This window comes from Pseudomonas sp. ChxA (assembly GCF_030263855.1).
Lineage (GTDB): Bacteria > Pseudomonadota > Gammaproteobacteria > Pseudomonadales > Pseudomonadaceae > Aquipseudomonas > Aquipseudomonas fluorescens_CB.
Genome location: NZ_JARPMK010000001.1, coordinates 2,025,227 through 2,048,548, shown reverse-complemented (window position 1 = coordinate 2,048,548; position 23,322 = coordinate 2,025,227). Strand labels below are relative to the sequence as shown.

General features: G+C 61.2%; 19 protein-coding genes. 9 read left to right on the top strand and 10 right to left on the bottom strand.

Annotated elements, in window-relative coordinates:
- Positions 1-8: 8 nt before the first annotated feature.
- From flgJ to P5706_RS09105, 6 genes are all read right to left on the bottom strand, one after another.
- Positions 9-1,280, bottom strand: a complete 1,272-nt coding sequence (gene flgJ / locus P5706_RS09130; RefSeq protein WP_200433502.1) for a flagellar assembly peptidoglycan hydrolase FlgJ — start codon at positions 1,278-1,280, stop codon at positions 9-11.
- A 4-nt stretch (positions 1,281-1,284) separates the two neighbouring features.
- Entirely contained in the window at positions 1,285-2,373 is a 1,089-nt protein-coding gene (locus P5706_RS09125; RefSeq protein ID WP_244657872.1) for a flagellar basal body P-ring protein FlgI, read from the bottom strand.
- Between the two features lie 27 nt (positions 2,374-2,400).
- A complete protein-coding gene (gene flgH / locus P5706_RS09120; RefSeq protein WP_138814475.1) occupies positions 2,401-3,096 on the bottom strand; it encodes a flagellar basal body L-ring protein FlgH in 696 nt (231 codons plus the stop codon).
- A gap of 53 nt (positions 3,097-3,149) precedes the next feature.
- A complete protein-coding gene (gene flgG / locus P5706_RS09115) occupies positions 3,150-3,935 on the bottom strand; it encodes a flagellar basal-body rod protein FlgG (protein ID WP_056859743.1) in 786 nt (261 codons plus the stop codon).
- 67 nt (positions 3,936-4,002) lie between these two features.
- Positions 4,003-4,743 carry a flagellar basal body rod protein FlgF gene (locus tag P5706_RS09110; protein WP_138814473.1) on the bottom strand — a complete coding sequence of 247 codons (741 nt, stop codon included), beginning with the start codon at positions 4,741-4,743 and terminating at the stop codon, positions 4,003-4,005.
- 328 nt (positions 4,744-5,071) lie between these two features.
- Positions 5,072-6,634: a sigma-54-dependent transcriptional regulator gene (locus P5706_RS09105; protein ID WP_200433500.1), complete on the bottom strand. Its 1,563-nt coding sequence runs from the start codon at positions 6,632-6,634 to the stop codon at positions 5,072-5,074.
- Between the two features lie 257 nt (positions 6,635-6,891).
- Here P5706_RS09105 and phhA point away from each other — a divergent pair, with 257 nt between their 5' ends.
- The 3 genes from phhA to P5706_RS09090 all read left to right on the top strand — a co-directional run bounded on the left by phhA (position 6,892) and on the right by P5706_RS09090 (position 9,345).
- Entirely contained in the window at positions 6,892-7,698 is an 807-nt protein-coding gene (gene phhA, locus P5706_RS09100; protein ID WP_285679039.1) for a phenylalanine 4-monooxygenase, read from the top strand.
- A gap of 97 nt (positions 7,699-7,795) precedes the next feature.
- The gene (locus tag P5706_RS09095; protein WP_200433498.1) at positions 7,796-8,152 is read left to right on the top strand and encodes a 4a-hydroxytetrahydrobiopterin dehydratase; all 357 of its coding nucleotides are present in this window, start codon (positions 7,796-7,798) and stop codon (positions 8,150-8,152) included.
- Positions 8,152-9,345, top strand: a complete 1,194-nt coding sequence (locus tag P5706_RS09090) for an amino acid aminotransferase (protein ID WP_285679038.1) — start codon at positions 8,152-8,154, stop codon at positions 9,343-9,345. Before P5706_RS09095 ends, P5706_RS09090 begins: the two co-directional genes overlap by 1 nt.
- Before the next feature lie 130 nt (positions 9,346-9,475).
- Here the strand turns inward: P5706_RS09090 and P5706_RS09085 are convergent, their stop codons facing one another.
- Positions 9,476-10,285 (bottom strand): UDP-2,3-diacylglucosamine diphosphatase, encoded by an 810-nt coding sequence (locus P5706_RS09085; protein ID WP_017134916.1) that lies wholly within the window; start codon positions 10,283-10,285, stop codon positions 9,476-9,478.
- A 137-nt stretch (positions 10,286-10,422) separates the two neighbouring features.
- Here P5706_RS09085 and P5706_RS09080 point away from each other — a divergent pair, with 137 nt between their 5' ends.
- Positions 10,423-11,172 carry an AraC family transcriptional regulator gene (locus tag P5706_RS09080; RefSeq protein ID WP_285679037.1) on the top strand — a complete coding sequence of 250 codons (750 nt, stop codon included), beginning with the start codon at positions 10,423-10,425 and terminating at the stop codon, positions 11,170-11,172.
- 277 nt (positions 11,173-11,449) lie between these two features.
- Positions 11,450-12,334, top strand: coding sequence for a DMT family transporter (locus P5706_RS09075; RefSeq protein ID WP_285679036.1), 885 nt, complete (start codon positions 11,450-11,452; stop codon positions 12,332-12,334).
- A gap of 3 nt (positions 12,335-12,337) precedes the next feature.
- On the opposite strand, the gene P5706_RS09070 is transcribed toward P5706_RS09075, so the two are convergent.
- Positions 12,338-12,625 carry an Rdx family protein gene (locus P5706_RS09070; protein ID WP_200433494.1) on the bottom strand — a complete coding sequence of 96 codons (288 nt, stop codon included), beginning with the start codon at positions 12,623-12,625 and terminating at the stop codon, positions 12,338-12,340.
- Between the two features lie 84 nt (positions 12,626-12,709).
- Between P5706_RS09070 and P5706_RS09065 the strand changes: the two genes are divergently transcribed.
- The gene (locus P5706_RS09065) at positions 12,710-14,899 is read left to right on the top strand and encodes a patatin-like phospholipase family protein (RefSeq protein ID WP_285682685.1); all 2,190 of its coding nucleotides are present in this window, start codon (positions 12,710-12,712) and stop codon (positions 14,897-14,899) included.
- Between the two features lie 180 nt (positions 14,900-15,079).
- Here the strand turns inward: P5706_RS09065 and P5706_RS09060 are convergent, their stop codons facing one another.
- Together P5706_RS09060 and recQ are read right to left on the bottom strand one after the other, a co-directional pair.
- Complete coding sequence (locus tag P5706_RS09060) at positions 15,080-15,514, bottom strand: MarR family transcriptional regulator (protein WP_200433493.1); 435 nt, start codon at positions 15,512-15,514, stop codon at positions 15,080-15,082.
- A 121-nt stretch (positions 15,515-15,635) separates the two neighbouring features.
- Entirely contained in the window at positions 15,636-17,768 is a 2,133-nt protein-coding gene (recQ, locus tag P5706_RS09055) for a DNA helicase RecQ (RefSeq protein WP_285682683.1), read from the bottom strand.
- A 276-nt stretch (positions 17,769-18,044) separates the two neighbouring features.
- Between recQ and P5706_RS09050 the strand changes: the two genes are divergently transcribed.
- The 3 genes from P5706_RS09050 to P5706_RS09040 all read left to right on the top strand — a co-directional run bounded on the left by P5706_RS09050 (position 18,045) and on the right by P5706_RS09040 (position 23,302).
- The gene (locus P5706_RS09050) at positions 18,045-18,632 is read left to right on the top strand and encodes a UPF0149 family protein (protein ID WP_017134909.1); all 588 of its coding nucleotides are present in this window, start codon (positions 18,045-18,047) and stop codon (positions 18,630-18,632) included.
- Between the two features lie 11 nt (positions 18,633-18,643).
- Complete coding sequence (locus tag P5706_RS09045) at positions 18,644-19,036, top strand: YbaN family protein (RefSeq protein WP_285679035.1); 393 nt, start codon at positions 18,644-18,646, stop codon at positions 19,034-19,036.
- Between the two features lie 795 nt (positions 19,037-19,831).
- Positions 19,832-23,302: a hybrid sensor histidine kinase/response regulator gene (locus P5706_RS09040; protein WP_200431868.1), complete on the top strand. Its 3,471-nt coding sequence runs from the start codon at positions 19,832-19,834 to the stop codon at positions 23,300-23,302.
- The last annotated feature ends 20 nt before the right edge of the window (positions 23,303-23,322 follow it).

The window sequence follows — 23,322 nt, the reverse complement described above, 5'->3', positions numbered from 1 at the left end:
TTCAGACCTTATAAATGTGTGGTTGCGCCAGCGGCAGCGAAATTCTGGTAACTGTTCATCGTTTTGGCGATCTGCGAAATCTTGCTGGCGTAGTCCGGGTCGGTTGCATATCCGGCTTTTTGCAACTCGCGTACAAACTGTTCCGGGTTGTCGGCTGATTTCACAACTTCTTTATAGCGATCATTGCTTTGCAGCAATGTCACGAGGTCGTGGAAGCTGTCCTGGTAGGAGTTGTAGGAGCGAAATTGCGCCGTTTCCTTGACCATCGACCCATCACGAAACTCGCTGGTGATTGCACGCGCCTGGCCGCCCTGCCAGCTCTGCCCGGCCTTGATGCCGAACAGGTTGTGGCTGCTGCTGCCGTCCTCGGCGCGCATCACCGATTTGCCCCAACCGGTTTCCAGCGCGGCCTGGGCCACCAGGTATTTGGGGTCGACCCCGATGCGCGCCGCGGCGGCCTTGGCCATCGGCAGCATGGTGGCGACAAATTCATCCTGCGAGCTGAAGGCTTTTTTCGCCGGCGCCAGCGGTGGCTGCGCAATCGCGCGGCCATAAACCTGCATGCGCCCGCTCGGCACGGCAAAGTTGCGCGCGGTGCTGTTGACCACGTTATCGGTGGCGGCGCTGTTACGCAGTGGCGCACTCGCGGCCTGAGTAGCGGCCGGGGCGTTCGGCACGATACCGGCCAGCAGGCGATCGGTGAGCTTGCTCGGCAACGCCATGCGGCGCTGGTTCATCAGTTCCATGTCGTTGGTGTGCGCGCTGGCGCCTTGCGGCTCTGCAACGCGGTAAGCCCACAACGGCCGCTGGCCATTGGAGCGCCCTAACGGGCCATTCGCCTGGGTGCCGGCGGCGATTTCAGTCGGCACATCGACCTTCTTGGCCTTGACCGGCTCGGCCGCCGCCGGGCCTTGCAAGGTCGAGGACTGCGCCTCGACCGGCTTGTTCTTCTGCATCTGGCGCATCAGCACGTCAGCCAAACCGATACCGCCGCCTTCGCGGGACATGGAGACCGCCAACTGCTGGTCGTACATTTCCTGGTACTGCTTGGCAGCCGGTGTGTTCAGCGGGTTGTCCTTGCCCAGCGCCTCGGTGGCCGAGCGCATCGACTTGAGCATCTCGCTCAGGAACAGCGACTCGAACTCCTGCGCGACTTTGCGCATGTTGCCTTCGCTGTTCTTGTCGGCGCCGACCTTGAGCTGGTTCAGCCGGTTGAGGTCGGAGTAAGACCCCGAATCCGCCGTGCTGGTGAACCCGCTTTTGTGCATATCCATGGCCATGGCCTTAGATCACGATCAGGTCGGCTTGCAAGGCGCCGGCCTGTTTCAAAGCTTCGAGAATTGCCATCAAGTCGCCGGGCGCTGCGCCCACCTGGTTCACCGCGCGGACAATCTCGTCCAGGGTGGTGCCCGGGCCGAACTTGAACATCGGCTTGGCTTCTTGCTGGGCATTGACCCGCGAGCGCGGTACCACGGCCGTCTGGCCATTGGACAGCGGCCCAGGCTGGCTGACGATCGGGTCTTCGGTGATGGTCACGGTCAGGCTGCCGTGGGTGACTGCTGCCGGCGAGACCTTGACGTTCTGGCCGATCACGATGGTGCCGGTACGCGAGTTGATGATGACTTTGGCCACTGCCTGGCCTGGGTCGACTTCAAGGTTTTCCAGGATCGACAGGTAGTCGACACGCTGGCTTGGGTCGAGCGGCGCCGTCACACGGATCGAGCCGCCGTCGATGGCTTGTGCCACGCCAGGGCCGAGCATGTCGTTGATCTTGTCGACCACGCGCTTGGCGGTGGTGAAGTCCGAGCGATTGAGGTTAAGGGTCAGGCTGTTGCCCTGGTTGAAACCGCTGGGCACGGTGCGTTCAACCGTGGCGCCGCCAGGAATGCGACCGGCCGATGGCACGTTCACGGTGATTTTCGAGCCGTCACGGCCCTCGGCGTCAAAACCGCCGACCACCAGGTTGCCCTGGGCGATGGCGTAGACGTTGCCGTCGATACCTTTGAGCGGCGTCATCAGCAGGGTGCCGCCGCGCAGGCTTTTCGAGTTACCGATGGACGACACGGTGATGTCCACCACCTGGCCCGGCTTGGAGAACGCCGGCAAATCGGCACTGATCGACACGGCCGCGACGTTTTTGAGCTGCACGTTGCCCGACCCAGGCGGCACCTTGATACCGAACTGCGAGAGCATGTTGTTGAAGGTCTGCAGGGTAAACGGCGTCTGGGTAGTCTGGTCACCCGTCCCGTTAAGCCCCACGACCAGGCCGTAGCCGATCAATTGGTTGGAACGCACGCCGGAAATACTGGCGATGTCTTTCAACCGCTCGGCGTGGGCCACTGCGCTCAAGGCCAGCAATAACGCGGCAGCCATCAGCTGTTTGAGGTTCAAAATGGCCACCTAGAAAGGGAACAGCGGGCTAAGGAAGAAACGGTCGAACCAGCCCGGCTGACTCGCATCAGCAAACGAACCCGTACCCGAGTAGGTAATGCGTGCATCGGCAATGCGCGTCGACGGCACGGTGTTGTCGGTAGAAATATCATCGGCACGCACCATGCCGGCGATACGCACCAGCTCGTCGCCGGTGTTGAGGGTCATCCACTTTTCACCGCGTACGGCGATGATGCCGTTGGGCAACACATCCGCCACCGTTACGGTGATCGAACCGGTCAGGCTGTTGCCCTGCCCCGCCGCGCTCTTGCCGTTGGTGGCACGGTCGCCGCTGTAACCGGCATTGAGGCTCAGATCGCCATCGCCCAAAGGGTTATTGGTGGTCAGGCCGCCACCAAACAGCGAGGTCAGGCCGATGCTGGTCTTGCTGGTCTTGCCGATCTGCGAGTTGGCGTTCTTGCTGGCCTGGGTCTTCTCGTTGAGGGTGATGGTGATGATGTCACCCACCCGGAAAGCCTTGCGGTCGCTGTACAGGTTCTGTTCGAAACCGGCCTGGTAGATCGAGCCATTGTTGGCCGCCGCCGGCAATGGCGTGCGCGGCAACACCGGCGCGTAGTACGGGTCATTGGGTTTCGGCGACGGGGCGACACAGCCCGCGAGCACGGCGATCCCACTCAATGCCAGAACAGAAACATAGCGATTCATGACCCTTACCTCACGGTGTTGCAGGCGCCGCAAAAGGCGCCCCATAGACTTGATTACAGATTCTGCGTTACGAACGAAAGCATCTGGTCGGCGGTGGAAATCACCTTGGAGTTCATCTCGTAGGCGCGCTGGGTGGTGATCATGTTGACCATCTCCTCAACCGTGCTGACGTTGGAAGTTTCCAGGGTTTGTTGCAGGGTGGTACCAAAACCGTTGAGGCCTGGGGTGCCGATTTGCGGCGCGCCGCTGGAGGCGGTTTCCAGGAACAGGTTGTTACCCATGGCCTGCAGGCCGGCCGGGTTGATGAAGTCGGCGGTTTGCAGGTTGCCGATCACTTGCGACGCCGGGTTGCCGGCCACGGTGATGGACACGGTGCCGTCGGTGCCGACGGTAAAGGTCTTGGCATCGGCTGGAACCACCACAGCTGGCTCCAGCGCGAAGCCGTTGGCGGTAACGATCTGGCCATTGGAATCGAGGTGGAAAGTACCGTCACGGGTGTAGGAGGTGGTGCCATCCGGCTGCAGGATCTGGAAGAAACCCCGGCCGTTGATGGCCATGTCCAGCGGCTGGTTGGTTTGCTGCAGGTTACCGGCGCTGAAGTTCTTCTGGGTGCCGACGATCTGCACACCGGTACCCAGTTGCAGGCCCGACGGCAGTTCGCTGTCCTGGGTCGACTGGGCACCTGGCTGGCGCTTGATCTGATAGAGCAAATCCTGGAACTCGGCGCGGTCACGTTTGAAACCCGTGGTCGACACGTTCGCCAAGTTGTTGGAGATGGTGGTCAGGTTGGTGTCCTGCGCGGCCAAACCTGTTTTGGCAACCCATAGAGCCGGAAGCATAGTGTTCTCCTTCGTGCGCCTGTTTGTTGGCGCTGTGCTGCAAAATTAGTCTTCAGTGACGCTGCAATCAGCTCATTGCCAAAACGCGGGTCATGGCCTGGTCGTCTTCTTTAGCGCTGTTCATCATCTTGATGTGCAGCTCGAACTGCTTGGAGAGCGACAGCACGGCGGTCATTTCTTCCACCGCATTGACGTTGCTCGCCTGCAGGAAACCCGAGGTCAGCCGCACGTTTGCGTCAGCCTGGGCCGGCTGGCCATCCTTGGTATGGATGGCGCCATCCAGGCCCTTGGTCATGTTCTTGAGGTCCGGCTGGACCAGCTTGATGCGGTCCACTTCAGCCATCACGCGTGGGCCTTCGCCCATGGCGCGGATGCTGATGGTGCCGTCGGCGCCCACTTCGATTTTCTGCTCGGGCGGCACAGCAATCGGGCCACCGTTGCCCATCACCGGCATGCCGTTGCCGGCACGCAACACGCCCAGCGCATCCACATTCATGCTGGCGCTGCGCACGTAGGCTTCGCCACCATCCGGGGTTTGCACCGCCATCCAACCGTCACCGCTGACCGCCACATCGAGGTCGCGACCGGTTTCAATCATGGCGCCCTGGGAGAAGTCGGTGCCCGGCCGTTCGGTCATGGCAAATGCCCGCGCCGGAAAGCTGTCACCGAACACCGGCATCGAACGCGCCTGCTCCAGGTCCCGTTGAAAACCGTTGGTGGAAATGTTCGCCAGATTGTTGGCATGGGCCTTTTGCGCCAGTGCATTCTGGCTGGCGCCGGTCATTGCCACATAAAGGTACTTGTCCACGCTCTATCCTCTTTCTGACGGACGCTTGCCGCCCACCGTTGCTCTGATGAGGCTTAAGCAATTTGCGAACCAACTTTTGAAAATAGCTTGAAGTCCATGTACGGCGGGGGTTTGCGGGCAGGCTTGGAGATTAGGTGGCAGGGGTAGAGTCGAAAAAACGGCGGACTACTGCCGCCTGCGGCAAGCACCGGTCTTAAGGACGACAAAGATCAACTGTGGGAGCTGGCTTGCCTGCGATAGCGGTGGGTCAGTGATAAATGGGCCAGCTGACACACCGCTATCGCAGGCAAGCCAGCTCCCACAGTTTTAACCCCGGTGTATCCGCCGGCTATTTATCGGTTTTGAGGATTTCGTAATCGCGCAACTTATTGGCAATGGTGGTGTGCGACACGCCTAGGCGCTTACCCAACTGCCGACTGCTCGGGTGCTCGGCATACAAAGCCTCCAGCACCGCCTTTTCAAACCGCCCAACGATATTCTCCAACCCGCCTTCCAGGGAAAAATCGCCAAGCGGCTGGCGCACCCCATAATCCGGCAGGCGAATATGCTCGGCCTTGACCGTACCGCCGTCGCACAACGACACCGCCTGAAACAACACGTTTTCCAACTGCCGCACGTTGCCCGGCCAGTGGTAGTGACTGAGCCGGTCCATCGCCGCCGGTGCCAGCTTGGGCAGTGGGCAACCAATCTGCCGGCTGGCCTGGTCGAGAAAGTGTTCGACCAGCGGCGCCAGGCCGTCCAGGCATTCACGCAACGGCGGGATATGCAGCGACAACACGTTGAGCCGGTGATACAGGTCCTGGCGGAATTCTCCACGCGCGCAGAGTTCGGACAGGTCCACCTGGGTCGCGCAGATCACCCGCACATCGAGGTACACCTCTTCATCACTGCCCACCCGGCGAAAGCAGCCATCCTGCAAAAAGCGCAGCAATTTCACCTGCAAGCGTGCGCTCATTTCCCCCACGCCATCGAGAAACAACGTACCGCCCGCCGTCAGCTCCAGCAGCCCCAGCTTGCCCTCGGCCCGTGCCCCTTCAAACGCGCCGGGGCCGTAACCGAACAACTCGGTCTCGGCCATCGACTCGGGCAGGCCCGCACAGTTGAGCGCCATCAAGGGTGATTGCCCGCGCGGGCTGGCCAAGTGACAAGCGCGTGCCAGCAACTCTTTGCCGGTGCCGGTTTCACCTTCTATTAATAGCGGCGCATCCAGCGGCGCCATGCGCCGGGCTTCGCGCACCACGGCGGCCATGACTTTGGAGCTTTGGAAAATACTGTCGAAGCCGCGCAGCTCTTGCTTGCGCACATTGTAGATACGCTCGCCCACACGGTCGGCACGGTGCAGGGTCAACACGGCGCCGGCCATGGCCTCGCTGTCGTCGTGCTCGGAGGATTGCAGCGGCGCGATGTCCGCCAAAAACACGTCACCCTTGACCTTGACCCGCAAGCCGTTGATGCGCGATTTGCTCGCACGCACCAACTCCGGCAGGTCGAAATCCTCGGCATAACGCGACAGCGGAATGCCCGGCACCTCGTCCACCCTCACCCCGAGTAACTGCGCCGCCGCGCGGTTGGCGGCGACGATGGAGCCGCCCATATCAATCGACAACACCGGAAACTCCAGGGCGCCGAGCAGCGCATTAAGCTCCATATGCCGACGTTCGCTGGGCATCAGCCCTACCCGTTTAACCCCAAATACCCCGGCAATCGCTTCGAATTGCGGGCGCAGCGCCTGGAACTGCATGTTCACCAGATTGGGACAAAACAAGTAAATGGCGTTGCCGTGCTCACCGCCTACCTCGCCTTTGGCGACGTTGACGCCGTACTCCACCAGCAGGTTGAGGATGTCCCGCAGGATGCCGATACGGTTCTGGCAGTGCACTTTGATACGCATTAAAAAGCCCGAAAAGTGGGAAAGCGCCGCGTCTTTTTGCCGCTGGGCGCAGATAGTCGTCAAGATTATGTGACAGCTTGAGACCTTTTCACAGCCCAAGACACCGACAGATCGGCATACCGTAACGAAAACTTTACATAAAGCGGTAACTTTTCCTACAAGTGAGCGCTTTGCCCAGATGGAATCCGACGCCTTGCGGGGTATCAATAGGCTCATCGCAGGACATAACAAGAACGAATGCCTAGCAGGAGAGCCGTATGAAGCAGACGCACTACGTGGCCCGCGAGCCCGATGCGCAAGGTTTTATCCACTACCCGCCGGAAGAACACGCGGTGTGGAACACCCTGATCACGCGCCAATTGAAAGTGATCGAGGGGCGCGCCTGCCAGGAATACCTGGACGGCATCGACAAACTCGGCCTGCCCCTGGACCGCATTCCGCAACTGGGCGAAATCAACAAGGTGTTGGCCGAGACCACCGGCTGGCAAGTTGCCCGCGTACCCGCATTGATCCCCTTCCAGACCTTCTTCGAATTGCTCGCCAGCAAACAGTTTCCGGTGGCGACCTTTATTCGCACCCGCGAAGAACTGGACTACCTGCAAGAGCCGGACATTTTCCACGAGATCTTCGGCCACTGCCCGCTGCTGACCAACCCGTGGTTTGCCGAGTTCACCCACACCTACGGCAAGCTCGGCCTGGCGGCCACCAAAGAGCAACGCGTGTACCTGGCGCGCCTGTACTGGATGACCATCGAGTTCGGCCTGGTGGACACCCCGCAAGGCCGGCGCATCTACGGTGGCGGCATTTTGTCGTCGCCCAAAGAAAGCGTGTATTGCCTGTCGGATGAACCCAAACACCAGGCCTTCGACCCGCTGGAAGCGATGCGCACGCCGTATCGCATCGACATTCTGCAACCGCTGTACTTCGTATTGCCCGAGCTGAAGCGCCTGTTTGAAGTGGCGCAGGAAGACATCATGGGCATGGTCGAGCGCGGTATGCAGTTGGGTCTGCATGCACCGCTCTTCCCCCCAAAGGCAGTCCCGCCCAAACCCGAAGCGGCTTGAACCTTACATTTTGAGGCCAGGTGAATCTGTTCCCTGGCCGCGCGTTGCTTTAGGGTAACGCCCACTGATCTCAATCTTTCGAATTCAGGACACCTCCATGACCACCTTGAACCAAGCCCACTGCGAAGCCTGCCGCGCCGATGCCCCACAAGTCAGCGACGAAGAACTGCCGGTACTGATCAAGCAGATTCCCGACTGGAACATCGAAGTACGCGATGGCGTGATGCAGCTGGAAAAGGTTTTCCTGTTCAAGAACTTCAAATTCGCCCTGGCCTTTACCAACGCCATGGGTGAAATCTCCGAAGCCGAAGGCCATCACCCGGGCCTGCTGACCGAGTGGGGCAAAGTCACCGTGACCTGGTGGAGCCACTCGATCAAAGGCCTGCACCGTAACGACTTCATCATGGCCGCGCGCACCGACGAAGTGGCCAAAGTCGCCGAGGGCCGCAAGTAATGCATTTTGATGCCATTGGCCGCGTGCCCGGCGACCCGATCCTCGGGCTGATGGACCTGTATGCCCAGGACGCCAACCCGAACAAGTTCGACCTGGGCGTGGGTGTCTACAAGGACGACCAAGGCCTGACGCCAATTCCGCACTCGGTAAAACTGGCCGAACAGCGCCTGGTGGACACGCAAACCACCAAGACCTACATCGGTGGCCACGGCAATGCGGCCTTCGGCTCGCTGATCAGCCAACTGGTGCTGGGCGCCGATTCCGCGCTGATTCGCGAGCGCCGTGCCGGTGCCACGCAAACCCCAGGCGGCACTGGCGCGCTGCGCCTGAGTGCCGACTTTATCGCGCAAAACCTGCCCGGCCGTGGCGTGTGGCTGAGCAACCCGACCTGGCCGATCCACGAAACCATCTTCGCCAAGGCCGGGCTCAAGGTCAGCCATTACCCGTATGTAGGCGTGGACAACCGTCTGGACGTGGGCGCGATGCTCGCAACGCTGGCCTCCGTGCCCAAGGGCGACGTGGTGTTGTTGCATGCCTGCTGCCATAACCCGACCGGTTTTGACTTGTCCCAGGACGATTGGCACCAGGTGTTGCACATCGTGCGCGAACGGCAATTGCTGCCATTGATCGACTTCGCCTACCAGGGCTTTGGCGACGGCCTGGAACAGGACGCCTGGGCGGTGCGGTTGTTTGCCGCCGAGCTGCCGGAAGTGCTGGTCACCAGTTCCTGCTCGAAGAACTTCGGCCTGTACAGCGACCGTGTCGGCGCGCTGATCGTGTGCGCGGCAGACGCCGAAAAGCTCACGGACGTGCGCAGCCAACTGGCGAATATCGCGCGCAACCTGTGGTCGACACCGCCGGATCATGGCGCCGCAGTGGTAGCGACCATCCTGGGCGACGCCGAGCTGAAAAAGCGCTGGAGCGATGAAGTCGAAGCCATGCGTTCGCGCATTGCCCAACTGCGCTCCGGGCTGGTGGAGGCGCTGGCGCCCCACGGGCTGGCCGAGAAGTTTGCGCATATTGGTGCGCAGCGCGGGATGTTTTCCTATACCGGCTTGAGTGCCGAACAGGTCAAGCAACTGCGCGAGAAGCACAGCGTGTATATGGTCAGTTCAGGGCGGGCGAATGTGGCCGGCATTGATGCCACGCGCCTGGCATTACTGGCCGAGGCTATCGCCGACGTTTCCCACTGAAGAAACCGGGAGCTAAATGTGGGAGCGGGCTTGCTCGCGAATACGGAGTGTCAGTCACCTAATATATTGACTGACACTCCGTATTCGCGAGCAAGCCCGCTCCCACATTAGAATCTCATCTAGCTTCAGTTCAGCCCGCAACCATCTCGGCTTTGAGCAGCGCCTCTTTGGCCTGCGCATCCGCCAAGCGATACAACTCGATACTGCCATCCCAGTGCTCGATCAACGCGGTGCACGACTCCACCCAATCTCCGCAATTGAGGTAGTCCACCTCGCCCACCTTGCGAATCTCGGCATGGTGAATATGCCCGCACACCACGCCATGCAGCTCGCGCTTGGTCACCTCGTGGGCGATCGCTTCTTCGAAATCGCTGATAAAACTCACCGCCGTCTTGACCTTGTGTTTCAGGTACGCCGACAACGACCAGTAGCCATAGCCATACCGCGCACGCCAGTGGTTGAGCCAGCGATTGAGCGTGAGGGTGAACTCGTAGGCCGAATCGCCGAGGAAGGCCAGCCAGCGGTGGTAACGGGTGATTACATCAAATTGATCGCCGTGGATCACCAGCAAGTGGCGACCGTCGGCGGTGACGTGCACGGCCTCGTCCACCAGTTGGATATTGCCCAGGATCAGCTTGGAGTAGCGGCGCAGGAATTCGTCGTGGTTACCGGTGACGTAGATCACCTCCGTGCCGCGCTTGGCCATGGTCAGCAAGCGGCGGATCACATTGGTGTGGGCCTGGGGCCAATACATGCCGCCTCGCATTTTCCAACCGTCGATGATATCGCCCACCAGGTAGACCTTGTCGGCGTGGTAGCCCTTGAGAAACTGCGACAGGTGCTCGGCCTGGCAATCCCGGGTGCCCAAGTGCACGTCGGAGATCCACAGGGTACGAACCCGTTGTTTGCGGCTGGGCTTGGCGAACTCGGCACTGGTCATGGGCATCCCTCGACGGTGTTTTCGCGAGCTTGCGCCCAAGCGGTTAATAGCCCATGACAACTGTGCGTCAGTCTGATGACAGCGCTCGCAACCCTTGAAGCGTTGTAGACTGCAGGCCTGCTGCCCAGGAGACCGCGATGAGACCGACCCTCACGCTGCGCCACTACATTGAAGAGCCGCTTGCCCACAGCCATGACCACGCCCAACTGGTGTTTGGGCTGTCGGGTCATCTGGACCTGGAAGTCGATGGCCTCGGCAGCCAGGTGCACGCCAGCAGCGTAATGGTGCTGCCCTTCTCGGCCCACCACGTCTGCGGCAGCCGCGACGGCAGCCGCTGCCTGGTGCTGGACGTGCCCGACGAGCATTGGGTGGCGCAGTCGTTGGGCGAACACGCCGACACTAGCCGCCGCCTGCTCGATCAACCGGCGCGACTGACACTGGACGCGCGGCAAAGCCAGTTGGTGCAATGGCTGGCACACAGCCCGGTGGACGACGCGCTGATCGCTCAACAAGGCGCAGTGTTGCTGCTGGCCAGTCTCAATCATCCGCAGGCCCAACCGATACCGGGCAAGCGTTTGCCGTATGCGGCGCTCAATGCGCACATCGAACGCCATGCTGCGCGCCCGTTGCAAGTTGCCGACCTGGCACGTATCGCCGATCTCTCGGTAGCGCGCCTGCATGCACGCTTTATGGCCGAGTGCGGGCAAACACCGATGGACTACCTGCGTAGCCGTCGCCTGCACATGGCGTTGAAACTCTTGCGCGAGACGCCGCTGCCCGTTGGCGAAATTGCCGAACGCGTCGGTTACGCCTCGCAAAGTGCCTTCTCTGCCGCCATGTTGCGTGAATTTGGCGCCTCCCCCGGCGCCTTACGCCGCTCACCGTAAGCGTCAACTCTGACCGCCCGGGCGGCTGATCCCAACAGCGAACACCGTCACTGTGGCGAGCGGACTTGCCCGGCGCTGGACTGCGCAGTGGTCCCATTTTTTGGGCTCGCTTCGCAACCCAACGCAGGGCAAGCCTGCTCGCCACAGGTAATTCGTCGCCCAAAGGGATGATCTTGGTGAGAGCCTGGCGCTAAGATTCGCGAGGCCCGCGACAGACACCGGCGCCCTCGACCCTCTAGACTGCGATTCTGTCACCCCCGTTGGTTCAAGGATCGCAATGACTCCCCGCTCAGCCCTTGGCGCCCTGCATATCGGCGCACTGATGTTTGGTCTCACCGGTGTCTTCGGCAAGCTGGCGGCCGCCTCGCCGGCCATCATCGTATTTGGCCGTGCCGCTTTTGCCGTGATCGCCCTGGCGATCTTTGCGCGATTCGCCAGCAACACCACCTGGAAACCCCTCGAGATGCGCGACTGGCGCCGCCTCGTCGTCAGCGGCGTCCTGCTGGCGGCGCATTGGGTGACCTTCTTCATCGCCGTCAAAGTCGCCGGCGTCGCCGTCGCAACCCTGGGCTTTACCGCATTCCCGGCCTTTACCGTGATACTTGAAGGGCTGATCTTCCGGGAGCGCATTCGCGCCAACGAAGTGCTGTTGGTGGCGCTGGTCACAGTGGGCCTGGTGCTGGTGACGCCAGACTTCGACCTCGCCAGCCAAGCCACGGGAGGCCTGTTGTGGGGGATTCTTTCGGGCCTGTTGTTCTCGCTGCTGTCGCTGAACAACCGCGCCAGCTCCGGGCGCATTCCGGCGGTGCAGGCCGCGCTGTGCCAGAACGTGGTGGTCGCGGCGTGCCTGCTGCCAGTGGCGGCGCCGGGACTGGCGGATGTACGCGCGATTGACTGGCTGTGGATCGGACTGCTCGGGGTGTTCTGTACCGGCCTGGCGCACAGTCTGTTTGTCGCCAGCCTCGCGGTGATCAAGGCGCGCACCGCCTCGGTGGTGTTCGCCATGGAGCCGGTCTACGGCATCACCGTGGCCTGGCTGCTGTTCGCCGAAACCCCGACCTTGCGCATGCTGCTGGGCGGCGCGCTGATCATCGTCGCCATCGTGCTCTCAGGCTTGATGGGCAGTGCCAGCCAGGCCAAACAGCCGGCAGCCACCGCGTAGCCTTCAGACCTTGCGCTCGTTGTGCCCCAAATCGCGCTGCGGGTCGATCTGATCGCGCACGCGCTGCTTGAGCACCTTGGCCTCCGGAAAGCCGCCGTCGGCCTTGCGCTCCCAGATCTGCACACCGTCGCAGGTGATCCGAAACGCCCCGCCGGTGGCTGGTTCCAGCGCCACGCGGCCCAGGTCATCGGCAAACGTACTCAACAATTCCTGGGCCAGCCACGCGGCGCGCAACAGCCATTGGCATTGGGTGCAATAGGTGATGACGACCTCGGGTTTGCTGGCAGACATAATTTGAGAAGTTCCTGACATAACGGGCACGGACGATCGAGTGACTATAATACCGGCCTTTATCGCCCAGCCTCGAGATTCATGATGCGCCGCCTGTTGTCCTGCCTGTTTCTGTGCTTGCTTCCCCTGATCGCCGATGCCGTCGAAAGCCCACGCCCCAAGATCGGCCTGGTACTGTCCGGCGGTGCCGCCCGTGGCCTTGCGCATATCGGGGTGCTCAAGGCGCTGGAGGAGCAAGGTATCCAGATCGATGCGATCGCCGGCACCAGCATGGGCGCGGTGATCGGCGGCCTGTACGCCTCGGGCTACAAGATCGATGAACTGGAAAAGCTCGCGCTGAATATCGACTGGCAACAGGCGCTGTCCGATGCCCCACCGCGCGAAGACGTGCCGTTTCGACGCAAACAGGATGACCGCGATTTCCTCGTCAAACAAAAGCTCAGCTTCCGCGATGACGGCAGCCTCGGCCTGCCGCTCGGCGTGATCCAGGGCCAGAACCTGGCGCTGCTGCTGGAAAGCATGTTCGCCCACTCCAGCAATACGCGTAACTTCGACAAGCTGCCAATCCCGTTCCGCGCCGTGGCCACCGACATCACCACCGGCGAAAAAGTGGTGTTCAGCAAGGGCCACTTGCCCCAGGTGATCCGTGCGAGCATGTCGATCCCGGCGGTGTTCGCTCCGGTGGAGCTGGACGGACGGCTATTGGTGGACGGCGGCATGACCGACAACATCCCACTGGATGTGGCACGCGAAATGGGCGTGGATATCGCCATCGTCGTGGACATCGGCACGCCGCTGCGCACACGCAAGCAATTGGCGACGGTGGTGGACGTGCTTAACCAGTCCATCACCCTGATGACCCGGCGCAACTCCGAAGAACAACTCAAGGCCCTGCACCCCAAGGATGTGCTGATCCAGCCACCCCTGGCCGCCTACGGTGTGACGGACTTTGGCCGCGCAAAGGACATGATCGACGCCGGCTACCGCGCCACCCGCGCCCTCGACGTGCGCCTGGCGCACCTGCGCCCCGCCGAACCGATCGACCCGCAACTGGTGGAGGCCCGCACCCCAGGTGAACGCACGCCGGTGATCACCGCCATCAAGGTAGAGAACGACTCGAAAGTCAGTGACGACGTGATTCGCTACTACATCCGCCAAACCCTGGGCGAGCCGCTGAACCTGGGCCGCCTGCAAACCGACATGGGCACGTTGTACGGCCTGGATTACTTCGAGCAGGTGCAATACCGCGTGGTGAAAAAGGGCCAGGACAACACCCTGGTCATCAGCGCACGTGGCAAACGCAGCGGCACCGACTATTTGCGCCTGGGCCTGAGCCTGTCGGATGACATGCGCGGTGAAAGCGCCTACAACCTGGGTGCCAGTTACCGCATGAACGGTATCAATCGCCTCGGCGCCGAGTGGCTGACGCGCGTGCAGATTGGTGATCGCCAAGAGCTGTACAGCGAGTTCTACCAGCCACTGGATGTGGGTTCACGCTACTTCGTGGCGCCCTATATCAGTGCCCAGGCGCAGAACGTTGACCTGGTGCTGGACAGCGACCCTATCGCCGAATACCGCCTGGAGCGCTACGGTTTTGGTTTGAATGTGGGGCGCCAGATCGGCAACAGCGGCGAGATCCGCTTCGGCGTCGGTGAGGCGTGGGGCAAGGCGGATGTACGTGTTGGCGAGCGCGACTTGCCGAGTGTGAGCTTCAGCGAGGGTTTCTATGAGCTCAAGTACTCGTTCGATTCGCTGGATAACGTGTACTTCCCCCATTCCGGTGAAGACATCGGCCTGGCCTATCGCGAGTTCGAGCCCGGCCTGGGTTCGGACCAGCGCTACCGACAATGGGAGTTCAAGCTGGACAAGGCCATGAGCCACGGCCCGGACACCTTGATACTCGGCGGTCGATATGGGCGCACGCTGGATAAATCCGACGTGGTGGTCTCCAGCTTCCTGCTCGGCGGTGCGCGGCAATTATCAGGCTTTCGCGAAGACTCAATCTCGGGCCAGAACATCGCGCTGATGCGCGCTGTGTACTACCGCAGGCTGACACCGCGCTCGTACCTGCCGCTGGATTTCCCGCTGTACCTCGGCGCCTCGTTGGAGCGCGGCCGGGCCTGGAACAACGACAATCAGTTCGACAGCGGGTATATCAATGCCGCGAGTGTTTTCCTGGGCTTTGATACGCCGTTAGGGCCGCTGAACTTCAGCTATGGGTTCAATGATGACAAGCAGCAGGCGGTGTACCTGAACCTGGGGCAGACGTTCTAGCTGGATGCCTGGCTTACTGTGGCGAGGGAGCTTGCTCCCGCTGGGGTGCGACGCGCCCCCAATGCGGTGAATGCGATCATTCAGGTGCAACGAGGTTGATAGCTTTGGGGCTGCTACGCAGCCCAGCGGGAGCAAGCTCCCTCGCCACAACAAGCCCGCTTGCCACTAAATGGGTCCGCCTCAGGACTTTTCCAGGTTCGACAGAATGTGGCCATGCACGCGCATGCACACACGCAAGTCTTCTTCATCCACGCCCACAAACAACTCATGGCGCAAGGCCGTGGCGATGGTTTCGATCTGATCGATCAACGGGCGGGCGGTGTCGCACAGCAGGATGCGTTTGGCGCGACGGTCTTCCAGCACCGCCTGGCGCTGCACCAGGCCCTGGCCTTCAAGGCTGTCGAGCAGGCGTGCCAGGGTCGGGCCTTCCACACCGACGCTTTGCGCCAATTCACGCTGAGTAGGTGCATCGACAAAACGGGCCAGGTGCAACAGCACCAGCCAACGCGCCTGAGACAAACCCAGCCCCGCCAAACGGCGGTCCAGTTCAGCGCGCCAGCCTCGGGACATTTGCGCCAACTGCATGCCAAAGCGGTGTTGTTCGGTTAACGGCATAAAAAACTCATGGTTTAGACTGAAAATAAAATGTGGCTAATTATTAGTCAGCTAAGCATGAGCCATGCCAGGAGGCAAGTGGTGCTATGTACTGATTCGTTACATTGTCGTAATTGGCACACTAAATTTCGAATTCCGACTGCAAAGCGGCCCGTACGCAATACAAAACACCCTCAGTAACACGCCCGGTAAACAGCGGTGCGATCTCCGTGACAGGTGGCAATTCGCCTTCTCCGTCGAGGAAGGCATCCTGGATTTCACCGAGCAGATCTTCCGGTAAATCAAGGGCCTGCTCCAACGACAACTGCTGTTTGCCGATGGATTCGGCCAGCAAGGTGTAGACGTTTTTCTCCGAGCATTGCAGCTGACCGGCGATCTGGATCGGGGTCATGCCGGCACGTGCCAGGCTGATCAGTTCGTGGCGGATGTCGGCAACTTCCTTGGGCGCTTCGACCTGGCCGCCGAGCACTTCGAGGAAGGCCTGGCCATAGCGTTCCAGCTTGCGCGCACCGACGCCGCTGACCTTGGCCATCTCGGCCATGCTGGTCGGCTGCTCGCGCAGCATCTCCAGCAAGGTGGAGTCGGGGAAGATGACGTAAGGCGGCACACTGTGTTCCTGCGCCAGCTTGCGCCGCAGGGTGCGCAAGGCTTCCCACTGCTCGCGTTCTTCACCACGTACCAGTTGGCTGGCCGGGCTGGTGCTGCTGCTGCTTTTGGCAGTGGTCTGCGGCTTAAGGTCGCGGCGCAGCTCCAGGCTCACCTCGCCCTTGAGCAAGGGTCGGCAACTGTCGTTCAGGCGCAAGCCGCCGTAACCTTCAATGTCGATGTCCACCAGGTTGCGCGCAACCATCTGGCGGAACAACGAACGCCATTCGCCTTCGGCGCGTGCCTTGCCGACGCCGTAGACCGAGAGTTTTTCGTGGCCGAAGCTGCGCACTTTCTCGTTGTCCTTGCCCAGCAATACGTCCACCAGATGCCCCACGCCGTAGCGCTGGCCGGTGCGGTAGATCGTCGACAGCGCCTGGCGTGCCGGTTCGGTAGCGTCCCAGGTCTGCACGCCATCGGTGCAATTGTCACAGTGGCCGCATGGCTCGGGCATGTCCTCGTCGAAATAGGCGAGTAGCGTCTGCCGGCGGCAGCGGGTCTCTTCGCACAGCGAGAGCATGGCATCGAGCTTGTGTTGCTCCAGGCGCTTGTGGCGCTCGTCACCTTCGGAGTTCTGCAGCATCTGCTTGAGCATCACCACGTCTTGCAGGCCGTAGACCATCCAGGCATCCGCCGGCAGGCCATCACGGCCGGCGCGACCGGTTTCCTGGTAGTAGGCCTCAAGGGATTTTGGCAGGTCCATATGCGCAACAAAGCGCACGTTGGATTTGTCGATACCCATGCCGAACGCGATGGTCGCCACCATGATCAGGCCTTCCTCGTTGAGGAAGCGCTTCTGGTGGGCAGAGCGCGTGTCATTGGGCAGGCCCGCGTGATACGGCAGCGCCGGGTAGCCTTGCTCGCAGAGAAATGCCGCCACTTCATCGACCTTCTTGCGCGACAGGCAATACACGATACCAGCGTCACTGCGCCGCTCGGACAGGAACGCCAGCAACTGCTTGCGCGGCTGTTCCTTGGGCACGATGCGGTAAAAAATATTCGGCCGGTCGAAGCTCGACAGGAAGCGTTCGGCGTTCTGCAGATGCAGGCGTTCGACGATTTCTTCGCGGGTGCGCTTGTCGGCGGTGGCGGTCAGGGCGATGCGCGGCACGTCGGGGAACAATTCCGCCAGTTGCCCCAGTTGCAGGTATTCGCGACGGAAATCGTGGCCCCATTGCGACACGCAGTGGGCTTCGTCGATGGCGAACAGCGCAATTTCCAGACTTTGCAGGAAGGCCAGCATGCGTGGCTGCACCAGCCGTTCAGGCGCCAGGTAGAGCATCTTCACTTCACCGCGCTTGATGCGCGCAGCCAGCTCGCGCTGCTGTTCGGCACTCAAGGTGGAGTTCAAGGCGGCGGCGGCGACACCGAGTTCTTCTAGGGTGGCGACCTGATCGTCCATCAACGCGATCAGCGGCGACACCACCACGGCCAAGCCATTGCGCAACAGCGCAGGCACCTGGAAGCACAGCGACTTGCCGCCACCGGTAGGCATCAGGACCAGGGCATCACCACCACTGGCCACGCGCTCAATGATCGCACCCTGGCGGCCACGAAAACTGTCGTAGCCGAAGATGTCCTTGAGGACGCGTTGAGCCTGCTCGAGCATGTAAAACTCCAAAATGGTGCCGAAATCCCTCTGTACAGGCTGGCCGAAAAAATACCGCTTCATGGGAAATAATCCGTAAGCGAAGTTTTCGCGACTTGGCGCTTAGCCTGCAGGGGCATCACAAAACGCGGCAGTATACCCGAGCGTTACCCTGCAAAGGGCGTCACTGACGAATAGTCATCACGCTCTAAAACCCGGCAAATATGCCTTGCAGCTGGCCTGGGCGCTCAAGAAAGCCTAGAATTCAGCATCGTTTATTCCCAAGGTAGCCCTTCAATGTCCTTCGCTGAGCAACTAACCCGCCTGCAAGCCTTCCTCGACGCCGATGAGCTGCATGACGAGGCGCTGGACTACGTGGCCGCTCACGGCTACCTGACCGCCCTGTCGATCTGCGCCGACGTCGTGCCCGACCGTGAATGGATCGACGCGCTGTTCGCCGAAGAACCGCACTACGCCGACGCCGCCCAACGCGAAGAAATCGAATCGACCCTGCTGGCCCTCAAGGCCCACATTGGTCGCCAGCTGGCTTCCGATGAGGAATTCGAGCTGCCATGCGAGCTGGACCTGGGCGAGGAGCCGGATGACTCCGACCTGCGCGGCTGGTGCATCGGCTTCATGGAAGGTGTATTCCTGCGCGAAGCCGCCTGGTTCGAAACTGCCGAGGAAGAAGTCAGCGAAATGCTGCTGCCAATCATGGTCGGTTCAGGCCTGTTCGACGACCAGCCGGAATTTTCCGACATCGCCGCCGATGCCAACCTGATGGACGACATGATCGTACAAATCCCGGAAGCCCTCACCGCCTTGTACCTGCTGTGCAACGCACCTGACGAAAAACCGGCGATCCTCAAGCCACGTCACCACTGAGTCGTTTGCCCATGACGCCCATGGGCAACCGCTCACTGCTCCTGCGCTACGTGCTGCTGGCCATCGGCTGGCTGAGCGTAGCGCTGGGTGTGATTGGGATTTTCCTGCCGGTATTGCCGACCACCCCCTTCCTCCTGCTCGCCGCCGCCTGCTTCGCTCGAAGCTCCCCGCGTTTCTACCAATGGTTGGTGGAACATCCGCGCCTGGGGCCGTGGATTCGTGACTATCTGGATGGCAATGGTATTCCGCTCAAGGGCAAGGTGTATGCCATTGGGTTGATGTGGCTGAGTATTGGGTTTTCCTGCTACTTGGTGCCGCTGCCTTGGGCACGTGGTTTTATGCTGATCAGTGCGGTGTTGGTGACGATTTATATTTTGCGCCAGAAGACCTTGCCGCGGCGGTGAGTGTGTATATCCGTTATTTGGGTGATGGCTGCTATTGGTTCCGCTCTTACAGCGGGTCACTTTTGCAAGGACCGGAATGCCGGCCCAGTCAAAAGTAACCAAAAGGTCCTCTCAAGATCAAAATCTACAGCACGGCGGCCTGAAAGCCGACCTGAGTGGTTGAAGCAAGAGCCAGATCAAGTGCAAAGCAAAAGCCTATCTGAATAAACTGAAGAACTGCTTTTCTGTGGGAGCTGGCTTGCCTGCGATGCAGACACCTCAGTACATCAGGCACACCGAGTTGATGCCATCGCAGGCAAGCCAGCTCCCACATTAGACCGAGTATGGATTTGCTGTTGCTGTTGCTCTTACATCCTTTTCGATGACGAAGTCAGCGGTCTTTTGATCTGCGCTTTTGATCGTGATCTTGATCTGAAATCGCCCCGTCAAACACGATGGCCGGAATCTGACAGTGATTTGGGGGGTAAACCGGCAGGGATGCCGGTTTAGCCGCGCTGGGCCAAGGATGGCCCATCGCGGCGGCCCCCCAAATCACTGGCGGATTGCGGGCATGCCGAGCCTAAGCGAGGCACCGAGTGTTGGGGCGAAGACTTTTTGGTTACTTTTGTGTCTTTACAAAAGTGACCCGCTGTAAGAGCGGAACCCTAAGCCGCCGTTACCGCAGCAACGGATATGTACACCCCACCCCGCGCGCGCCCTCACACGACCTTGGTCGACACTGACTAACCCCCAGCATCATGCGAGACTGTCCCACCGGGCTCGGAATGCCCGGGTGTTCTTATGCTCGGAGTTACCATGACGCTGTCCAGCGGGCTGATCGCCGCCGTTGCCCTGGCCTATATGGCCATTATGTTCGCCATCGCCTTTTACGGTGATCGCCGCCACGCGCCGCTGCCGCCGCGAATGCGTGCGTGGGTATACAGCCTGTCGCTGGCCGTTTACTGCACCAGTTGGACCTTCTTCGGCGCCGTAGGCCAGGCCGCCGAGCAGTTGTGGGCCTTTTTACCGATCTACCTGGGACCTGTTCTGCTGCTGGTGCTGGCACCTTGGGTGCTGCAGAAGATGATTCTGATCAGCAAGCAGGAAAACATCACCTCCATTGCCGACTTTATCGCCGCTCGCTACGGTAAATCCCAATCCCTGGCCGTGGTGGTGGCGCTGATCTGCCTGGTCGGCGTGCTGCCCTATATCGCCCTGCAACTCAAAGGCATCGTGCTGGGCGTGAACCTGTTGATCGGCTCCGGCCCCGACACCACCGGCACCCGCGCCCAGGACACCGCATTGATCGTGTCGCTGGTATTGGCGCTGTTCACCATTGTGTTCGGTACCCGCAACCTCGACGCCACCGAACACCACCGAGGCATGGTGCTGGCGATTGCGTTTGAATCCCTGGTCAAGCTGTTCGCCTTTCTGGCAGTCGGCGCATTCGTGACCTTCGGCCTGTACGATGGTTTTGGCGATCTGTTCAGCCAGGCCATGCTCGCCCCGCGCCTTGAAGAATACTGGACAGAAACCATCAACTGGCCATCGATGGTGGTGCAGACCGGCGTAGCGATGATGGCGATCATCTGCCTGCCCCGGCAGTTTCACGTCACCGTGGTGGAGAACATCGACCCGCAGGACTTGCGCCTGGCCAAGTGGGTGTTCCCCGCGTACCTGATCCTTGCCGCGCTGTTCGTCATCCCTATCGCCCTCGGCGGCAAAATGCTCTTGCCCGCCTCGGTATTGCCGGATTCCTACGTGATCAGCCTGCCCATGGCCGAAGCGCACCCGGCCCTTGCCGTGCTGGCGTTTATCGGCGGCGCCTCGGCGGCGACCGGCATGGTGATTGTGGCGAGCATTGCCTTGTCGACCATGGTCTCCAACGACATGTTGTTGCCGTGGCTGTTGCGCCGCTCCAGTGCCGAGCGGCCGTTCGAAGTGTTCCGCCACTGGATGCTGTCGGTGCGCCGCGTGAGCATTGTGATCATCCTGTTGCTGGCTTACGTGAGTTACCGCCTGCTCGGCTCCAGCGCGAGCCTGGCGACCATCGGCCAGATCGCGTTCGCCGCCGTTACCCAACTGGCGCCCGCGATGCTTGGCGCGCTGTATTGGAAGCAGGCCAACCGACGCGGTGTGTTTGCCGGCTTGGCGGCGGGCACCTTCCTGTGGTTCTACACCTTGGTCCTACCGGTGACGGCGAAAAGCCTGGGCTGGTCGTTGAGCCTTTTCCCCGGCCTGACGTGGATGCATTCGCACCCCTTTGGTTTCACTGTCACCTCGTTGACCTTGGGCACTGTGTTTTCCCTGGCGGGCAACTTCACGCTGTTCGTGTGGGTGTCGATGCTGTCGCGCACACGGGTGTCCGAGCATTGGCAGGCCGGACGCTTTATTGGCCAGGAAATCAGTCAGCGCGCCAATGCGCGCTCGATGCTGTCGGTGCAGATCAGTGACCTGCTCAGCCTCGCGGCACGTTTTGTCGGCGAGGAACGCGCCCAGCAGAGCTTTATCCGTTTCGCCTATCGCCAAGGCAAAGGCTTTAACCCGAACCAGAACGCAGATAACGACTGGATCGCCCACACCGAACGCTTGCTGGCCGGCGTGCTCGGCGCTTCTTCGACACGCGCAGTGGTAAAAGCCGCGATTGAAGGCCGGGAGATGCAGCTGGAGGACGTAGTACGCATCGCCGATGAAGCCTCCGAGGTGTTGCAGTTCAACCGCGCGTTGCTGCAAGGCGCGATCGAAAACATCACCCAGGGCATCAGTGTGGTCGACCAGTCCCTCAAGTTGGTGGCCTGGAACCGCCGCTATCTGGAACTGTTCAACTACCCCGAAGGCCTGATCAGCGTGGGCCGGCCGATTGCCGACATCATTCGCTACAACGCCGAGCGCGGCCTGTGCGGACCGGGTGAGGCTCAAGTGCACGTAGCGCGCCGCCTGCACTGGATGCGCCAAGGTCGCGCGCACACCTCCGAACGGTTATTCCCGAATGGCCGCGTGATTGAGCTGATCGGCAACCCGATGCCCGGCGGTGGGTTTGTCATGAGCTTTACCGACATCACTGCGTTCCGGGAGGCCGAGCAGGCGCTGACCGAAGCCAACGAAGGCCTTGAGCAACGGGTGACCGAGCGCACCCATGAGCTGTCCCAGCTCAATGTCGCATTGACCGACGCCAAGGGCGTGGCCGAATCCGCCAGCCAGTCAAAGACCCGCTTCCTTGCGGCGGTCAGTCACGACCTGATGCAACCCTTGAATGCCGCACGCCTGTTCTCGGCTGCCCTCTCCCACCAGCACGACGGTCTGTCTGCCGACGCCCGGCAATTGGTGCAGCACTTGGACAGCTCGCTGCGCTCGGCCGAAGACTTGATCAGCGATTTGCTGGATATCTCCCGCCTGGAAAACGGCAAGATCAATCCGCAGCGCCAACCCTTTGTGCTCAACGAGCTGTTCGACACCCTCGGCGCCGAATTCAAGGCGCTGGCTCAGGAGCAGGGCTTGCGTTTCCGTCTGCGCGGCAGCCGGTTGCGGGTGGACAGCGACATCAAGTTGCTCAGGCGGATTCTGCAGAACTTTCTCACTAACGCGTTCCGCTATGCCGACGGCCCCGTGTTACTGGGCGTGCGCAGGCGTAAGGGCGAACTGTGCCTGGAAGTGTGGGACCGTGGCCCTGGCATTCCGCTGGATAAACAGAAGGTCATCTTCGAAGAGTTCAAGCGCCTGGACAGCCACCAGACCCGCGCCGAGAAAGGCCTGGGCCTGGGCCTGGCAATCGCTGACGGCCTGTGCCGCGTGCTCGGGCATACGTTGAGCGTGCGCTCGTGGCCGGGCCAAGGCAGCGTGTTCAGCGTGCGCGTGCCGCTGGCGCGCAACCAGGCCAGCCCGCAGGTCAAGATCGCACAAGACAATGGGCTGCCATTAAGCGGCGCGCAGGTGCTGTGCGTGGACAACGAAGAAAGCATCCTGATCGGCATGCGCAGCCTGCTGACGCGCTGGGGCTGCGAGGTGTGGACCGCCACCGACCAGGCGCAATGCGCGGCACTGCTGGCTGAAGGTGTGCGACCGCAGTTGGCGTTGGTGGATTACCACCTGGACCACGGCGAGACGGGCACGGAGCTGATGGGCTGGCTGCGGGCGCAGTTAGCGGAGCCGATTCCCGGGGTGGTGATCAGTGCCGATGGGCGACCGGAGATGGTCGCCGAGGTGCATGCGGCGGGCTTGGATTACTTGGCCAAGCCAGTGAAACCGGCGGCGTTGCGGGCGTTGTTGAGTCGGCATTTGCCGCTTTAAACAGCGTGTACTCGGTACCC

Bases quoted from the DNA above. Each gene is read 5' to 3' on its own strand.
- flgJ (WP_200433502.1), bottom strand. From the start codon at position 1,280: ATGGCCATGGATATGCACAAAAGCGGGTTCACCAGCACGGCGGATTCG.
- P5706_RS09125 (WP_244657872.1), bottom strand. From the start codon at position 2,373: ATGGCTGCCGCGTTATTGCTGGCCTTGAGCGCAGTGGCCCACGCCGAG.
- flgH (WP_138814475.1), bottom strand. From the start codon at position 3,096: ATGAATCGCTATGTTTCTGTTCTGGCATTGAGTGGGATCGCCGTGCTC.
- flgG (WP_056859743.1), bottom strand. From the start codon at position 3,935: ATGCTTCCGGCTCTATGGGTTGCCAAAACAGGTTTGGCCGCGCAGGAC.
- P5706_RS09105 (WP_200433500.1), bottom strand. From the start codon at position 6,634: ATGCGTATCAAAGTGCACTGCCAGAACCGTATCGGCATCCTGCGGGAC.
- phhA (WP_285679039.1), top strand. From the start codon at position 6,892: ATGAAGCAGACGCACTACGTGGCCCGCGAGCCCGATGCGCAAGGTTTT.
- P5706_RS09095 (WP_200433498.1), top strand. From the start codon at position 7,796: ATGACCACCTTGAACCAAGCCCACTGCGAAGCCTGCCGCGCCGATGCC.
- P5706_RS09090 (WP_285679038.1), top strand. From the start codon at position 8,152: ATGCATTTTGATGCCATTGGCCGCGTGCCCGGCGACCCGATCCTCGGG.
- P5706_RS09085 (WP_017134916.1), bottom strand. From the start codon at position 10,285: ATGACCAGTGCCGAGTTCGCCAAGCCCAGCCGCAAACAACGGGTTCGT.
- P5706_RS09080 (WP_285679037.1), top strand. From the start codon at position 10,423: ATGAGACCGACCCTCACGCTGCGCCACTACATTGAAGAGCCGCTTGCC.
- P5706_RS09075 (WP_285679036.1), top strand. From the start codon at position 11,450: ATGACTCCCCGCTCAGCCCTTGGCGCCCTGCATATCGGCGCACTGATG.
- P5706_RS09070 (WP_200433494.1), bottom strand. From the start codon at position 12,625: ATGTCTGCCAGCAAACCCGAGGTCGTCATCACCTATTGCACCCAATGC.
- P5706_RS09065 (WP_285682685.1), top strand. From the start codon at position 12,710: ATGCGCCGCCTGTTGTCCTGCCTGTTTCTGTGCTTGCTTCCCCTGATC.
- P5706_RS09060 (WP_200433493.1), bottom strand. From the start codon at position 15,514: ATGCCGTTAACCGAACAACACCGCTTTGGCATGCAGTTGGCGCAAATG.
- recQ (WP_285682683.1), bottom strand. From the start codon at position 17,768: ATGCTCGAGCAGGCTCAACGCGTCCTCAAGGACATCTTCGGCTACGAC.
- P5706_RS09050 (WP_017134909.1), top strand. From the start codon at position 18,045: ATGTCCTTCGCTGAGCAACTAACCCGCCTGCAAGCCTTCCTCGACGCC.
- P5706_RS09045 (WP_285679035.1), top strand. From the start codon at position 18,644: ATGACGCCCATGGGCAACCGCTCACTGCTCCTGCGCTACGTGCTGCTG.
- P5706_RS09040 (WP_200431868.1), top strand. From the start codon at position 19,832: ATGACGCTGTCCAGCGGGCTGATCGCCGCCGTTGCCCTGGCCTATATG.